Origin of the sequence: Crossiella sp. CA198 (assembly GCF_052078295.1) — a bacterium.
In the GTDB taxonomy this organism is placed as follows: Bacteria; Actinomycetota; Actinomycetes; order Mycobacteriales; family Pseudonocardiaceae; genus Crossiella.
Genome location: NZ_JBQJIM010000013.1, coordinates 132096 through 148589 on the forward strand (window position 1 = coordinate 132096; position 16494 = coordinate 148589).

Below are 16494 nucleotides of genomic sequence, written 5' to 3' on the forward strand. Positions count from 1 at the left end.
AGTCGAAAGTTGAAGCAAGAGTTCGTCCGAACGCAGGAATCGTGTCGGCTGGGGCGAGTAGAGAGGGGACTCCACAGTGTCCGCACAGGCGCATTCCCTTGGGGGACTCGGCGGGGTGTTACGCCGGGACATCGCCAGGCGCACGAGCACCATCTTCACCCCGGTCCGGCCGGAAACCCAGGACAGCGAACTGGACGGGGTGGTGTCGGCGGCCATCGCCGGCGACCGGTACGCGATGTCCTGGCTGCTGGGTTACCTCCGGCCCATCGTGGTCCGCTACTGCCGCACCCGGATCGGCCGTCAGGAGCGTTCCTACGCCTCGGCCGACGATGTGGCGCAGGAGGTCTGTCTCGCGGTGCTGACCGCGTTGCCGACCTACCGCTCCCAGGGCCGTCCGTTCCTGGCCTTCGTCTACGGCATCGCCGGGCACAAGGTCGCCGACGCCTACCGGCACGCGGCGCGCAACTTCTCCGAACCGGTGCCCGAGGTGCCGGACACCGTGGTCACCGAGGGCGGGCCGGAGCAGCTGGCGCTCTACCGCGAGCTGTCCGCGGAGATGGGCAAGCTGCTGGACGTGCTGCCGCCCAAGCAGCGGGAGATCCTGGTGCTGCGGGTGGTCGTCGGGCTCTCCGCGGAGGAGACCGCCAGCACGGTCGGGTCCACGCCCGGCGCGGTGCGGGTGGCCCAGCACCGCGCGATCAGCCGGCTGCGCACCCTGCTGACCAGACAAAAGCGCGCGTCGTCCTAGTCTCGGCGGCATGCACGTGCTGCGCGCCGAGATCGACGGACGACCGGCCACGGTCGAGGAGCTGCTGACCACGACCACGGTCAACTACGGCCATTTCACCGGCATGACCGCGGTGGACGGCCGGGTCCGCGGGCTGGACCTGCACCTGGACCGGCTCGGCAACGCGACGAAGTCGCTGTTCGGCACCACCCTGGACACCGACCGGGTGCGCACCCTGTTGCGGCAGGCACTCTCCGGCCTGCCGGGCCCGGTCAACGCCCGGATCAACGTCTTCCCGACCGAGCTGAGCTGGGGCGGGCTCGGCGATCCGATCGACTCCAGGGTGCTGGTGCTGATCCGCCCGGCCCCCGAGGTCGCCACCGCGCCGCTGCGCACCCGCACCGTCCGCTACTCCCGGGACGCGCCGGAGTTCAAGCACGTGGGCACCTTCGGCCTGTTCCAGCAGCAGCGGCTGGCCCGGCTGGCCGGCTATGCGGACGTGGTCTTCCTGGATGAGCGCGGCAGGCTCAGCGAGGGCTCGATCTGGAACCTGGGTTTCTTCGACGGCGAGCGGATCGTGTGGCCGGAAGCGGACGTGCTGCCCGGGATCGCCTACCAGCTGCTGCGCCGCGGTCTGGCCACGCTGGGCGTCCCGGAGACGCTCCGCCCGGTGGAACTAGTCGATCTACCCGGTTTCCGGGCCGCCTTCTTCACCAACGCGACCACCGGCGCACGCGCCCTGAGCTGCGTCGACGAGGTCGAGTTCGCGGTCGACCCCGACCTGATGGACCTGCTGCGGCTGGCCTACGAACTCGCTCCCTGGGACCAGGTCTGACCCGCCAATGGATGTCGGTCGATCGCAGGAAAAAGTGGAACTCTCACCAAGTTTCGGCCACTAAGGGAAAGGGGCATCCACATCCGCCCCATTCCTACCGAGGGGTCCAACGATGAACCGAAGATCACGGACGTTGGCCGGACTGGTGGCACTGACCACGGTGAGCGCCACGCTGGCGGTGGCGCCGACCGCCACCGCCGCGCCGGGCGCCACACCGGGAGCCGGGACGCATCACCAGGTCACACTGATCACCGGCGACCGGGTGCGCGCGGGCCAGCGCGCCGACGGGAGCTGGAGCCTGACCGTCGAACCGGTCGCCGACGGCACCGCGTTCGGCTACCAGCAGTTCCCGGTCACCCAGCACGGCCGCACCGACTGGTATCTGGTGCCGAACAAGGCCGATCGCCTCATCGGCGAGGGGCTGCTGGACCGCGAGCTGTTCAACATCACCGGCCTGATCCGGCAGGGCTATGACGACGCGCGCAGCCCGGCGCTGCCGCTGCTGGTGCACTACCCGGAGGCCGCGACCACCCGCCGTGCCGCGGAACTGCCGGGCACGACCGTGCGCCGGGAGCTGCCCAGCCTGAACATGGCCGCGGTGGAGGACCGCAAGTCCAGCACCGCCGAGTTCTGGCGCGAGCTGACCCACCAGGGGCCGGGCACGCTGGCCGGTAACGCGCGCAAGATCTGGCTCAACGGCAAGGCGCAGGCCAACCTGGACACCAGCGTGCCGCAGGTCGGCGCGCCCGCGGCCTGGCAGGCCGGGTTCACCGGCAAGGGCACCACGGTCGCCGTGCTGGACACCGGCATCGACGACACGCACCCGGATGTGGCCGGGAAGGTCAAGCACAGCAAGGACTTCAGCGGCAAGGGCAACGTCAAGGACGGCGACGGGCACGGCACCCACGTGGCGGCCACCGCGGTCGGCTCCGGCGCGGCCGAGGGCGGCAAGTTCAAGGGCGTGGCCCCCGAGGCCGACCTGGCCGTGGGCAAGGTGCTCGACGACGGCGGCAGCGGCAGCTTCGCCGACATCATCGCGGGCATGGAGTGGGCCGCGGCCGAGGTCAAGGCCAAGGTCATCAGCATGAGTCTCGGCGGCGGGCCAACGGACGGCTCGGACCCGATGGCGCAGGCGGTGAACACGTTGTCCCGCAAGCACAACACGCTGTTCGTGATCGCCGCGGGCAACTTCGGCTCCCCCGGCTCGGTGTCCTCACCGGCCAGCGCGGACCTGGCGCTGACGGTCGGCAGTGTCACCAAGGGCGGCGGCCGCTCCGATTTCTCCAGCCAGGGACCGCGGGTCGGCGACGGCGCGGTGAAGCCGGAGATCGCGGCGCCGGGCAGTGACATCGTGGCCGCACGGGCGACCGGCACGGCCATGGGCACCCCGGTGAACGAGCGCTACACCAAGGCATCCGGCACCTCGATGGCCACCCCGCACGTCGCGGGCGGCGCGGCGATCCTGGCCCAGCAGCACCCGGACTGGACCGCCGAGCAGATCAAGTCCGCGCTGGTCTCCACCGCGGTTCCGGTGTCCGGCAACGGGGTCTTCACCGTCGGCGGCGGCCGGATGGACCTCGGCAAGGCCGTCGGCGCCAAGGCGCTGGCCAGCCCGAGCGTGCTCAACGCGTTCCTGAAGTGGCCCAGCACCAAGGCCGAGACCCGCACGGTGACCTACACCAACCCGGGTACGACGCCGCTGACGCTGAGCCTCAAGCTGGACCTGGCCGACACCGCGGGCAACCCGGCGCCTGCCGGGCTGGCCAAGCTGTCCGCCAACTCGGTGACCGTCCCAGCCGGTGGCAAGGCCGAGGTGAGCGTCACGCTGACCCCGCGGGCGGCCAAGCCGGGCAGCTACGGCGGCGTGCTCACCGCCGCCGACGGCAGCACCACGGTGCGCTCGCTGCTCGGCGCGCACGAGGAGGGCGAGCACTACGACGTCAACGCCAAGGCAATCCGGCAGGACGGCAAGCCCGCCACGGCGCAGGACGGCGACATCACGCTGCTGCGGCAGCAGGACGGCGCGCGCTACCACCTCTCCTTCACCGGCAGCACCCGCGTGCCGCCGGGCGTCTACAGCGCGATCGCCTCGATCACCACGCCGCGGCCGGGCGCTGATGCCACCATCGCGATGGTGGCCAACCCCGAGGTGAAGATCACCAAGGCGGCGACGGTCTCCTTCGACACCAGGCAGGCCAAGCGGGTCAAGGTCAGCAGTGACCAGCCCGCCGCGCGCAGCGGGTACTGGCTGTCCCAGATGCGGCAGCGGATCAAGGACAACGGGCTGACCTACAGCTTCGGCTGGCTGCTCAACCCCCGTTTCTCCGAGTACTACAGCCATTCCGTCGGGGCCGGTTCGCCCTCCTTCAGCTACGCGGACAACCTCCGGCTGGAGGAGCCCGACCTGGAGCTGTTCACCGAAGGGGCGCAACGCCAGGAGATCCCGGTCGGCTGGCTGCGCGGTTCGCCGGATGACCCGATCAGCACCAAGCTGCCCAGCGTGTACGCCGGTGGCGGCACGGTGGAGGAGCTGGCCAAGGTCGATGCCAAGGGCAAGCTGGTGGTCATCGGGCTGCCCGGCCAGACCACCTTTGACGAGGTGTACCAACGGATCCGCAACATCAAGGCGGCCGGTGGCCTGATCGCCGGGCTCTACGTCACCGACGACCAGCCGTTCCGGGCGGGCGCGCGGCTGGCCCAGGAGGAGAACCCGGCGGTGCTGCCCTCGGTGCGGGTCTTCGGCAGTTATGGGCCGAAGTTCGCCGAGTACGCCAAGACCGGCGGGCAGCTCTCGCTGACCACGCGGCGCGGCAGCAAGTACCGCTACGAGCTGTCCTTCCCCTCCCCTGGCAAGGTCCCGGCCAAGGTGGACTACCCGGTCAAGACCGCCGACCTGGCCGCGATCACCATGGCCTACCACGGTTTCAGCGAGACTGAGCCGCCCATCGTGGGGGCCAGTGTGGAGGCCCTCGGCGACCGGCTGAGCACCAACTGGTTCACCCAGGCGGTGGCCTCGGCCGAACGGGTCGAGCACTACACGCCGGGCAACTGGGAGATCAACGTCGGCGGCTGGTACGGCGCCTCCGGCGACCTGGTCGGCAAGCTGAAGCTGGAGGGCGGCAAGTCCTACCGCCAGGAGTGGAACAAGGCGGTCAACGGCCCGGCTTTCACCGGCACCACCAGCAACGGCGTCGGCGACAACCACCCGTGGGCCCACTTCAAGGCCGACCTGATCGACGTCACGGTGCCCTGGTGGTCCGACGCGGCAGGCCACCCCAGGCCCGCCGACCCGAGCTGGGGCATCGACAAGGGCACGACCACCCTGTTCGCCGACGGCAAGGAGGTCGCCCGGCACAACGCCCCCGGCCGCGGCATCTTCCTGCGCGAACGCGCCACCCAGTACCGGCTGGAGTCCGACGTCAGCCGGGACGCGCCGTGGTGGACCACCAGCACGAAGATCAGCTCGGTGTGGACCTTCGGCATCCCCCGGGTGGAGGCCGGCGCCCTGCCACTGTTCAACGTCCGCTACGCACCCCCGGTGAACCTGCGCAACCTGGCGCCAGGGGACCGGGAGTTCGCCATCCCGGTGACGGTGCCGCGGCAGGACGGCCCGGCCGAGGCGACCAGCCTGACCGTGGACTACTCCGTGGATGACGGCGCCACCTGGCAGCAGGCCAAGGTGGACAAGAGCGCGACCGGCTGGACCGCGACCGTGCGGAACCCGGCCAAGGGCTTCGTGTCCTTGCGGGGCAAGGCATCCGACGGCACGAACTCGGTCGAGCAGACCGTGCTCAAGGCCTACGAGATCGGCTGACCTGACGACGGCGGCGTCCCAGCCAGGGACGCCGCCGTCCCAGCCACAACCACTGCGCCACGGCCACGCTTACGGCCATCCCGGCCACAACCACGGCCGCCATCTCGCCCCGGAGCGCGGCCGTCCGGTCTCAGCTGGTGCCCGGCTGGATCTTCTGCTCGAACAGGTCGGCCATCGCGTTGGCGTTACCCGCCTTGGCCCCGGTCACGTTGACCGCCCCGAACAGCGGCCTGCCCTCCACGGTGAAGACCACCCACCCGGTGCTGTTGTTCACCGCCGCCGAGTAGTGCCCCTTGAGCCCGTTGCCCTGCCACGGCGCCTCGACCTTCTCGCCCTTGCCCGCGAGCTGCTTGGTCATGGCCGCGGCCATGTCGGCGGACTGCTGCGACGACGCCTGCTGGTAGATCACCTGCACCTGCTGCCCGTCCGCCTCGCTGACACTGCAACTCACCTGCGCCCCGACCAACTTCGCGACCTCGGCCGGAACGTTGGCCACCCCGGGTCCCTTGGCGCATTTCCCGGTGTCGGCCACGGTTCCGGCGAGTTGCCGCAGACAACTCGTGAAGCCCTTGTCATCAGCCGACCCGACCGACTGGCAGTCCTGCGCGGTAGGCAGCTTCGTCCCACCGAACGCGAACACCCCGATCACCACCCCGAGCACGACCACCACCGCCGCGGCGATCCCGATCAGCAGCAACTTGTTCTTGTTGCCCTTGCCGCCCTTGCCACCACCGGCCGCCTGGGGATAACCGCCACCCTGTGGATAACCGCCCGGGTACTGCTGCTGTTGGGCGTAGCCTTGCTGTTGCCCGGGATACTGCGACTGGCTCGGCAGTCCGGGGGCCGGGGTGGCCGACTGCGTCACGTGCGAGGACTGTGTGACGTGCGCCGGCTGAGTGCCATGCCCCGTCTGGGTGTGCCCTGCCTGGGTGTGCCCCGTCTGGTCAAGGTACGCGGTCTGGTCGGGATACCCGGCCTGCCCCGCGTGCTCGCCCTGCGCCGGGTAGCCGGCGTGGCCTGGCTGCGCGGCGTACCCGGCAGCGCTGTACCCGGACTGCGCCCCGTGCTCGGTCTGGGCGCCGTACCCGGACTGCGCCGGGTGTTCAGCGTGCGCGCCATATCCGGCCTGCGCGGCGTGTTCAGTGTGCGCGCCGTACCCGGCCTGCGCGGCATGCTCGCCGTACCCGGCCTGGCCCGCGTGCTCGCCCTGCGTGCCGTGCGCGGCGTATCCGGCCGCCCCGGCCTGCCCGGCCTGCGCGCCCGATGCCGTCTGCACGCCCGAGCCCGTCTGCAGGCCCTGGGCCGTCGCGGACGGCACGTCCTGGGTGCGCAGCGGGTTGTCGTCCTGCGGCACGTGGTACGCGCCCATGGCCACCGCGGTCTCGGGCTGGTCAAGACTGACCGGCACCACCCGCAGCCGGTCCGCGATGAGCTGTGCCACCAGCGGGATCCGGCTCGACCCGCCGACCAGGAAGATCCCGGCGAGCTGCTCCGGCGACATGCCGGCGCGCTGGATGGTCTGGGACAGCACGTCGACACTGCGCAGCAGGCTGGGGCGGATCAGCGCCTCCAGCTCGGTGCGGGTGACCAGGACGTCGGAGAACTCCTCCGGCATCGGCACCTCGGTCTGCTGGTGCCGGGAGAGGGCTTCCTTGGCCTCGCGCACGTCCTCGAGCAGGGTGCGGCGGGCCCGGCGGTCCGCGGTGGACTCCGGGCGCAGCAGTCGCTGCCAGCGACCGGGGTCGCGGAAGGACACCTCCCGGCCGACGTGGATGAGCAGCGCGTGGTCCACGTCCAGACCGCCCAGGTCCGGCAGGCCGTCCTCGGCGAGCACGGTGAACCCGGTCGGCGTGACCCCGACGACGGCGACGTCGAAGGTGCCCGCGCCCAGGTCGTAGACGGCCAGCGCCTGCCCGGGGGTGAGTTCGCGGTCCGGGAAGGAGGCGAAGTGCGCGGCCGCGGCCACCGGCTCCGGCACGAGCACCAGGTTGGGCCCGAGCCCGGCCAGCCGCGCCGCGGAGACCAGGGCGTTGCGCCGCACCGTGCCCCACTGCGCGGGGTGGGTCAGCCGCACCTCGTCCGGCAGCACGCCGTTGAGCTGCCGAGCGGTCTCCTTGGCGACCCGCTCCAGCACCGCGGCCAGCGCGTCGGTGACGGTGATGACGTTGGTGCCCAGCAGCAACGTGGTCTCGTCGATGCGCCGCTTCGGGTTCGGCTCGAACCGCGACGGGTCCAGTCTCGCCTGCCGTTCGGCGTCCCGGCCGACCAGCAGGGTGCCGTCCTCGTTGGCGTAGACCGCCGAGGGCATGGTCGCGGAGCCGTCCACCTCGATGACCCGCGGCGGCAGGCCGTGTGCGGACAGCACCGCCACGGTGTTGGACGTGCCCAGGTCAACGGACAGGACGCGCACAGCTCTCCCCTCGCCTTCCTTCAGCGGAGGCTGATGCTGCCATGTCCGAACGGAGCAACGCGGGCGGATCCCCTAATTGAGGGCGATTGATTGTCGCTAGTCCCCGCGCGGCTTCGCCCGGACGTGCATCCGCTCCCCCTGCGGACCGAACAGGCTGAGGATCTCCACCGGGGCGTCACCGGTGCTGCCGAACCAGTGCGGCAACCGGGTGTCGAACTCGGCGGCCTCACCGACCTTGAGGATCACGTCGTGGTCGGCCAGCACCAGCCGGAGCTTCCCGGCGAGCACGTACAGCCACTCGTAGCCCTCGTGCGTGCGCGGGTCCGGCCTGTTCTTGGTGGTCCCGATGACCATCTTGTACGCCTGCAACCCGCCCGGCTGCTGGGTCAGCGGCACCACCACCGAGTCACCGTGCCGGACCGGCTTGAGCCGCACCCGTGGGTCCCCCACCGGTGGCGCCCCGACCAGCTCGTCCAGCGGCACCTGGTGCGCATGCGCGATCGGCAGCAACAGCTCCAGGCTCGGTTTGCGCTGACCCGACTCCAGCCGGGACAGCGTGCTCACCGAGATGCCGGTGGTCTCCGACAACGCGACCAGCGTGCAGTTGCGCTGCTGGCGGATCCGTTTCAGCCGAGGTCCGACCTCGGCGAGCACCTCATCCATACTCATATTGCAGAAACAGCAAAGAAGTTTGTCAATATTCCTCGCCTGGGTGCATGGTCGGGTCATGACCGACATCGACTGGGCCGCAATGGCCGACCTGCTCGAACGCGAGGCCGAGACCAACTTCCCGTACGTCGAGCAGGCACTGGCCGAACTGAGCCACCTGACTCCGCAGCGCATCCTGGACATCGGCAGCGGTCCGGGCGTGGCCGCCTGCCAGCTCGCCGCGGCCTTCCCACCGGCCGAGGTCACCGCCGTCGACGGCAGCCCCGAACTGCTGGACCGCGCCGAACTGCGCGCCAAGCGCCTCGGCGTCACCCTGCGCACCCAGGTAGCCGAGTTCCCGGCAGGCCTCGCCGACCTGGACCACGCCGACCTCGTGTGGTCCGGCCAGGTCGTGCACCACGTCGGCGACCAGCAGGACGCGCTCCACCTCCTGACCGCGTTGCTCAACCCGGGCGGTGTGCTGGCCATCGTCGAAGGCGGCCTGCCAACCCGCTGTCTGCCACGCGACCTGGGCTTCGGCCGCCCTGGCCTGGCCACCCGACTGGACGCGGCGACAACCGACCGCTTCAACCGGATGCGCGCGGACCTGCCCGGCACGGTCCCCGTGGTCGAGGACTGGAAAACCCTCCTCGCCAACACGGGCCTCACCGAAGTCCGCAGCAAGACCTTCCTGATCGACCACCCCTCTCCATTGTCAGAACCACACCGCCAATCCATCCGCCGGACCCTGGAACGCCAGCGCCACGGCTTCGCCGAGGACCTCGCCCCCGACGACCTGGCCACCCTGGACCGCCTGCTCGACCCCAAGGACCCAGCAGGCGTCGACCAACGACAGGACCTGTTCTTCCTGTCCGCCAAAACCGTCCACTACGGCACCAAGCCCTAGCCGGCACCACACCGCCCAGGCCTCAGCCGGTCAGGTACGTCCAGCCCAGCGGCGAGCCGGGGCGCACGGGACACCCCGCGCACTCCGGCAACCGCCGGACGTCCCGGCAGTCACCAGCCACTCCGGCGGCTGCCAAACACACCGGCAACCCACCGCCACACCAGCAACCGCCTGACACTCCAGCAGTCACCAGGGCTCCGCGAGGCTCACACCACGCCGACAACCACTCGACATCCCAACGGCCCTCGACGTACCGCGAGCCTCCGGCCACGTCAACAACCACCAGTCACGCCGACGACCACCGGCGCCCCGACAACACCGCGCTCGTCAGCTCGCGCCGAGCACTCCGGCAACCGCCAGGCCGGCGGCGAGGACCACGCGGCCCGAGCCGCCGTCGCAGTCTCCACACCACCCGCCCAACCGATGCCCGGACATCCCGGCCACCAGCGCACTCAGCTCAACCAGAGCGCCCACACCAGTCCTCAACCGGCCAGCCATCGACCGTGCCAGGCCATATGCTGCCCAGGTGATGTGGACGATCCTGAGCGCGATCACGGCAGTGATCACCCTCGTCCTGGTGCTCACCGACAACAGCACCCTTGCCATCGGTGTCGCCCTGCTCGGCCTGGTCGTGGCCATCTACGGCTCGAACCGGGAAAAATCCCGGCGCGAACAGCAGTTCCGCGACCAGTTCCACTCCGCGGCCCGAATCCGCGAAACCCACGATCTCAGCCACATCCGCCTGCTCCGCGACGACTCCGAGATCGTCGCGGTCCGGGCGGTGCGCCGGGAATTCCCGGGCATCTCACTCTCGGATGCCGTGGGCCTGGTGCGCAACCTGTAGTCCGCCGCCCTGTGGATAACTCCGCCCGGCCCCGGCCCTGTGGATAACCGATTAGGCCGAATGTCGGGGTGCGGGGTGAGGATGGGTGCCATGGCCGACCTGCCGATGTTCTCCCCCGCCACCAGGGACTGGTTCCGGGGCGCCTTCGCCGAGCCCACCGCGGCTCAGCTGGGTGCCTGGCTCGCCATTGCCGCGGGCCGGCATGCCCTGGTCGTGGCGCCCACCGGGTCCGGCAAGACCCTCGCCGCCTTCCTGTGGGCGCTGGACCGGCTGGCCACCGAACCACCTCCCGAGGACGCCCGCGGCCGCTGCCGTGTCCTCTACATCTCCCCGCTGAAGGCGCTGGCCGTGGACGTCGAGCGCAACCTGCGCGGGCCACTCGCGGGCATCCGCCAGGCCAGCCACCGGCTTGACCTGCCCGAACCGGCGATCACCGTCGGCATGCGCACCGGCGACACCCCGGCCGAGGAACGCCGCGCCTTCGGCCGGAAGCCGCCGGACGTGCTGGTCACCACGCCCGAATCGCTGTTCCTGCTGCTCACCTCGGCGGCCAGGGACTCCCTGCGTGGGGTGCACACGGTGATCGTGGACGAGGTGCACGCGATGGCGGGCGGCAAACGCGGGGCGCACCTCGCGTTGTCTCTGGAACGCCTGGACGAACTCCTCGGCGCGCCCGCGCAGCGGATCGGGCTGTCCGCGACGGTGCGGCCGATCGAGGAGGTTAGCGCGTTCCTCGCCGGTGGCCGCCCGGTCGAGGTGGTGCAGCCCAAGACACCCAAGACGATCGAGGTCAGGGTGGAGGTGCCGGTCGAGGACATGTCCACCCTCGGCGAGCCGACCGGCGAGGTCAGCGGATCGGCCGCGGGGGCGGAGAAACGCACCTCGATCTGGCCCGCGGTGGAGGAGCGGGTGCTGCGGCTGGTCCGCGCACACCGGTCCACGATCGTCTTCGCCAACTCACGCCGACTGGCCGAACGCCTGACCGCCCGCCTCAACGAACTCGCCACCGAACCCGACGACCGGATCGATCTCGACCACTTCCCGGCCGAGGCGATCGGCCAGTCCGGGCTGAGCACCGGCGCGCACCCGGTGATCGCGCGGGCGCACCACGGCTCCATGTCCCGGGAACAGCGCACCCTGGTCGAGGAAGAACTGAAATCCGGGGTGCTGCCCTGTGCGGTGGCCACCTCCTCGCTGGAGCTGGGCATCGACATGGGCGCGGTCGACCTGGTGGTCCAGGTCGAGGCGCCACCGTCGGTGGCAGCCGGGCTGCAACGGGTCGGCCGGGCCGGGCATCAGGTCGGCGCGGTGTCCAAGGGTGTGGTGTTCCCCAAGTTCCGCGGTGATCTGGTGGCCTGCGCGGTGGTGGCCGAACGCATGACGGAAGGCGCCATCGAGGCCGTCCGCTACCCGCGTAATCCGCTGGATGTGCTGGCCCAGCACATCGTGGCCATGGTCGCCCTCGAACCCAAGACCGTCACCGAGGTGGCCGCGCTGGTCCGCCGGGCCGCGCCGTTCGCCGCACTGCCCGACTCGGCGCTGAACGCGGTGCTGGACATGCTCGCCGGGCGCTACCCCAGTGAGGACTTCGGCGAACTGCGCGCCCGGATCACCTGGGACCGGATCACCGGTGAACTGCGCGGCCGCCCCGGCGCGCAACGGCTCGCGGTCACCTCCGGCGGCACCATCCCCGACCGCGGCCTGTTCACCGTCATGACCCCGGCCGGCGCCGAGGGCGCGGGCTCGCGGGTCGGGGAACTGGATGAGGAGATGGTCTACGAGTCCAGGGTCGGCGACACCTTCCTGCTCGGCACCTCCGCCTGGCGGGTCGAGGACATCACCCACGATCGGGTGATCGTCACCCCGGCGCCCGGCCAGCCCGCGCGGATGCCGTTCTGGAAGGGCGATTCCCCCGGCCGTCCACTCGAACTCGGCCGGGCGCTGGGCAGGTTCGTCCGCGAAGTGTCCACAATGGACGAACCAGCGGCCAGGGCGCGGGTGCGCGCGGCCGGGCTGGACGAGTGGGCAGCGGACAACCTGCTGAGCTACCTCGCCGAACAGCGGGCCGCCACCCGGCACGTGCCCAGTGACCGGTCCATCGTGGTCGAGCGGTTCCGGGACGAGCTTGGCGACTGGCGGCTGGTGGTGCACTCGCCGTTCGGCGCCAGGGTCAACGGGCCGTGGGCGCTGGCGGTGGCCGCCCGGCTGCGCGAGCGGCGTGGGCTGGAGGCGCAGGTCGCGCACTCCGACGACGGCATCGTGCTGCGGCTGCCGGACGCCTGGGACAGCGACGGCGGCGAGGTGCTGCCCACCGCCGAGGACGTGCTGCTCGACCCGGAGGAGGTCGAGCAGGTCGTGGTCGCCGAGCTGGGCTCCTCCGCGTTGTTCGCCGCCCGGTTCCGGGAATGCGCCGCCCGGTCCTTGCTGCTGCCCCGTCGCGATCCGGCCCGGCGGGTGCCGCTGTGGCAGCAGCGCCAGCGGTCCGCCCAGTTGCTGGCCGTGGCCGCGCGCTACGAGCAGTTCCCGGTGGTGCTGGAGGCCATGCGCGAGTGCGTCCAGGACGTCTACGACCTGCCGGGGCTGCGCACGCTCATGACCGAGGTGCGCGCCCGCAAGGTCAAGGTGGTCGAGGTCGAGACCCCGTCGCCCTCGCCGTTCGCGCGCAGCCTGCTGTTCGGCTATGTCGGCATGTTCCTCTACGAGACCGACGCGCCGCTGGCCGAACGACGCGCGGCCGCGCTGTCCCTGGACAGCACCCTGCTCGCCGAACTGCTCGGCGCGGAGGCGATCCGCGAACTGCTCGACCCCGAGGTGCTCGCCGAGATCGAGCGGCAACTGCAACGCCTCAGCCCGGATCGCCTGGTACGGAACCTGGAGGGCGCGGCCGATCTGCTGCGCTTCATCGGCGACCTGTCCACCGAGGAGGCCGCCGCCCGCGGTGTGCAGCCGGACTGGCTCGCGGAACTGGCCGCGACCCGCCGGGCCATCCAGGTGCGCATCGCCGGGGAGCAGCGCTGGCTGGCCATCGAGGACGCCGGCCGGGTCCGGGACGCGCTGGGCGCGGCTCTGCCGGTGGGCGTGCCCGAGGTGTTCACCGAACCGGTGCCCGACCCAGTCGGTGACCTGCTGTCCCGGTACGCCCGCACCCGTGGCCCGTTCACCGCTGGCGACGCGGCCACCCGCTTCGGCCTCGGCGTCGCCGTGGTCACCGCGGTGCTGGAACGCCAGACCGGACTGGGCCGCCTGGTCAAGGGTGAGCTGCGCCCCTTGCCCGAGGCGCACGTGCCGGCAGGTGGGCTGGAGTACTGCGACGCCGAGGTGCTGCGCCGCCTGCGCCGGGCCAGCCTGGCGCGGCTGCGCGCCGAGGTCGAACCGGTGGAACCCGCGGCCCTTGGCCGGTTCCTGCCGTCCTGGCACGGCGTCTCCCGGCGGATGCGGTTCGCGCCCACCGAGGACGATGTGCTGGCCGTGGTGGAACAGCTCGCGGGCGCGCCACTGCCCGCCAGCGCGCTGGAGTCGCTGCTCCTGCCCGCCCGGCTGCCCGGCTACTCCCCCGCGCTGCTCGACCAGCTCACCGCCAGCGGCGAGGTCACCTGGACCGGCAGTGGCGCACTGGCCGGTGGCGACGGCTGGGTTGTGCTGGCGCCGACCGAGGTCGCCGACCTGCTGCTGCCCGATCCCGAGGACGATCCGCCCGCCACGCCACTGCACACCGCCCTGCTGTCCACTTTGGACGGTGGTGCGCTGTTCTTCCGGCAGCTCGCCGATCGGGCCGGGGAAATCCTGCTGTCCCAGGCGGAACCGGCCCCCGGCGACCAGGCGGTGCTGGCCGGGTTGTGGGAACTGGTGTGGGCCGGACTGGTCAGCAACGACACGCTGACACCGTTGCGCGCCCTGGTCTCCGGTCGCGGCGCCACACACAAACCCCGGGCGAGCGCGCCCCGCGGCCGGTACGCCCGGCTGCGTGCGGCCCGCCCGGCCATGCCCAGCCGCAGCGGGCCGCCCACCGCTGGCGGGCGGTGGACCCTGGTGCCGCCCAGGGCGCTCGACCCGACCCGGCGGGCGCACGCGCGGGCCGAGGCGTTCCTGGAACGACACGGGGTGCTCACCAGGGGCGCGCTGGACACCGAGCGGGTGACCGGCGGATTCAGCGGGGTGTACCGGGTGTTGCGGGCCATGGAGGAGTCCGGGCAGGTGGTCCGCGGGTACGTGGTGGAAGGGCTGGGCGCGGCCCAGTTCGCGGTGCGTGGCGCGGTGGACCAGTTACGCGCCAACTCCCGCGGCGCGGAGCCCTTACCCGAGCAGCCCAGGGCGGTGGTACTGGCCGCCGCCGACCCGGCCCAGCCCTACGGCGCGGCGCTGGCCTGGCCCGCGGCGCTCGGCGACACCAAACACCGGCCCGGCCGCAAGGCGGGCGCGCTCGCGGTGCTGGTGGACGGGGTGCCCACGCTCTACGTCGAGCGCGGCGGCCGGTCGTTGCTGTCCTTCACCGAGGAGGACGGCGCGTTGCGGGCGGGCGCGTCCGCGCTGGCCCAGGCGGTGCACGACGGCTGGCTCGGGCAGCTCGCGGTGCAGCGCGCCGACGGCGAGGCCGCGCTCACCTCGCACCTGGCCGACGTGCTCCGCGAGGCCGGTTTCCGTGCCACACCGAAGGGACTGCGCCTACGAGCCTGAAAATCTGAAACCCGCCCGTCGATCGGCGGCTGCCTGCCGTCCACCTTCGACTGACACCGTACCCGGGTGCGACTCACTCGACTTCTCGCCCTGCTGACCTGTGCCGGTCTGACCCTGGCCACCGCGGTGCCCGCGGCGGCGAAGCAGACCGCGCCGGAACAGCTGAAGGTCATGTCGGCCAACCTCTGGTACGGCGGCACCAAGGTCAATGACTACCGCGCCAAGCAGGTCCGCTTTCTTCGGGAGCAGGCCGTGGACGTCGTGGCAATGCAAGAGACCTACAGTGTCGCGGCCAAGGAGCTTGCGGCCGAACTCGGCTGGCACCACTACCAGGCGAGCTACAGCCTCGGCCTGATCAGCCGGCACCCGATCGTCGCCGAGTACGCGCCGGTCAACGCCGCCGGAAAAACGCTCAGCGGCGCCGGGATCCGGATCCGGCTGCCCGATGGCCGGGAGGCGGTGGTCTGGTCGGCGCACCTGAACTACACGCCGTACGGCCCGTACGACGCGTGCCACGCCGGCATGACCAACGAGCAGATTCTGCGTCGAGAGGAGGAATCCCAGCGTCCCCAGGAGATCCGCGACATCCTGGCCGAGCTGCGCGAGGAGCTGGCCGAGTCCGGGCGCACCCCGGTGATCCTGGCCGGTGACTTCAACTCGCCGTCGCACCTGGACTGGACCCGGGCCACCCGGAAGTCGCACTGCGGTTACGCGCTGGACTGGCCCACCACCCGGGAGGTCGCCAAGGCCGGGCTGACCGATTCCTACCGCGCCGCCCACCCCGACCCGGCCAGCGACCCTGGCAACACCTGGTCCCCGGTCTACCCCTGGAACGACCAGGCGGCAAAGGCAGAGCCCCAGGACCGGATCGACTTCATCCACGTCAAGGGGCCGCTGCGGGTGCTGGACTCCCGCACGGTCGTGGTCGGCACCCCGAAGCCAGTGCCCAACCACCGCGACAACGAGTGGACTTCCGATCACGCTGCGGTGGTGAGCACCTTCCGCTTCACCTCCTGACCCGCCAAAATTTCCCCATGGGGATACGCACGACCAACTCGGTCGCCGGGGGGCTGGCGATCTTCGCGGTGGCCGCGGCACTGTTGGCGGTACCGGTGTGGCTGTTCACCGGCCTGTTCGACGGCACCGGTGCCCACGAGAACGCCGAAGCCGATGCCACCCGCCGCGCCACCGCCCTCGGTGACCAGCTGGCCCGGATGCGCCTGTCCGGCGTCACCGAGCACGCCCGCCTGGCCGTCGAACAACCAGGCGTGCAGGTCCTGCGCACCGAGGGCGTGGACCGGGCCGTTGGCGGCGTCTCCCTGCTGGTCCGGGTCACCGGCGAGGGCTGGCGCAGCAACTGGATGACCGGCGACCGCCGCTCCGGCCCCCCGGAAGCCACCGCCCGCCGCTGCTTCACCCTGGAGTTCGGCAAACCGGGCCGCCCCGAGGGCGGCGCGCACCCCACGGCCTGCCCCGACACCAGCCCACTGACCTTCCCGGCGCCGACCTCCGCGACCGAGGCCCGGCAGAACGTCCAGCCCACCGGCTAAGCCCCGCACCGCTCACCCACCGCCGCCCGGCCCACCGCCGCCCGCCGGGCCGGACAGCCGGGCCGGACAGCCGCGGGCTCGGGGC

The 16494-nt window shown here is 71.6% G+C and carries 10 protein-coding genes; 8 read left to right on the forward strand and 2 right to left on the reverse strand.

What is annotated here, in order from left to right; all coding sequences use genetic code 11:
* Positions 1-151: 151 nt before the first annotated feature.
* From ACTOWY_RS22515 to ACTOWY_RS22525, 3 genes are all read left to right on the forward strand, one after another.
* Positions 152-748: a sigma-70 family RNA polymerase sigma factor gene (locus ACTOWY_RS22515; RefSeq protein WP_441311763.1), complete on the forward strand. Its 597-nt coding sequence runs from the start codon at positions 152-154 to the stop codon at positions 746-748.
* A 10-nt stretch (positions 749-758) separates the two neighbouring features.
* Positions 759-1562, forward strand: a complete 804-nt coding sequence (locus tag ACTOWY_RS22520; protein ID WP_441311635.1) for an aminotransferase class IV — start codon at positions 759-761, stop codon at positions 1560-1562.
* A 112-nt stretch (positions 1563-1674) separates the two neighbouring features.
* Positions 1675-5376 carry a S8 family serine peptidase gene (locus tag ACTOWY_RS22525; protein WP_441311636.1) on the forward strand — a complete coding sequence of 1234 codons (3702 nt, stop codon included), beginning with the start codon at positions 1675-1677 and terminating at the stop codon, positions 5374-5376.
* A 130-nt stretch (positions 5377-5506) separates the two neighbouring features.
* Here the strand turns inward: ACTOWY_RS22525 and ACTOWY_RS22530 are convergent, their stop codons facing one another.
* Together ACTOWY_RS22530 and ACTOWY_RS22535 are read right to left on the reverse strand one after the other, a co-directional pair.
* Positions 5507-7786, reverse strand: a complete 2280-nt coding sequence (locus ACTOWY_RS22530) for an Hsp70 family protein (protein WP_441311637.1) — start codon at positions 7784-7786, stop codon at positions 5507-5509.
* 96 nt (positions 7787-7882) lie between these two features.
* Complete coding sequence (locus ACTOWY_RS22535; protein WP_441311638.1) at positions 7883-8449, reverse strand: helix-turn-helix domain-containing protein; 567 nt, start codon at positions 8447-8449, stop codon at positions 7883-7885.
* Positions 8450-8513: 64 nt separating this feature from the next.
* Here ACTOWY_RS22535 and ACTOWY_RS22540 point away from each other — a divergent pair, with 64 nt between their 5' ends.
* From ACTOWY_RS22540 to ACTOWY_RS22560, 5 genes are all read left to right on the forward strand, one after another.
* Positions 8514-9341 (forward strand): class I SAM-dependent methyltransferase, encoded by an 828-nt coding sequence (locus ACTOWY_RS22540; RefSeq protein WP_441311639.1) that lies wholly within the window; start codon positions 8514-8516, stop codon positions 9339-9341.
* 526 nt (positions 9342-9867) lie between these two features.
* Positions 9868-10185, forward strand: a complete 318-nt coding sequence (locus ACTOWY_RS22545) for a hypothetical protein (protein ID WP_441311640.1) — start codon at positions 9868-9870, stop codon at positions 10183-10185.
* Between the two features lie 90 nt (positions 10186-10275).
* Positions 10276-14859, forward strand: coding sequence for an ATP-dependent helicase (locus tag ACTOWY_RS22550; protein WP_441311641.1), 4584 nt, complete (start codon positions 10276-10278; stop codon positions 14857-14859).
* Positions 14860-14925: 66 nt separating this feature from the next.
* The gene (locus ACTOWY_RS22555; protein ID WP_441311642.1) at positions 14926-15876 is read left to right on the forward strand and encodes an endonuclease/exonuclease/phosphatase family protein; all 951 of its coding nucleotides are present in this window, start codon (positions 14926-14928) and stop codon (positions 15874-15876) included.
* A gap of 17 nt (positions 15877-15893) precedes the next feature.
* Positions 15894-16409: a hypothetical protein gene (locus ACTOWY_RS22560; protein WP_441311643.1), complete on the forward strand. Its 516-nt coding sequence runs from the start codon at positions 15894-15896 to the stop codon at positions 16407-16409.
* The last annotated feature ends 85 nt before the right edge of the window (positions 16410-16494 follow it).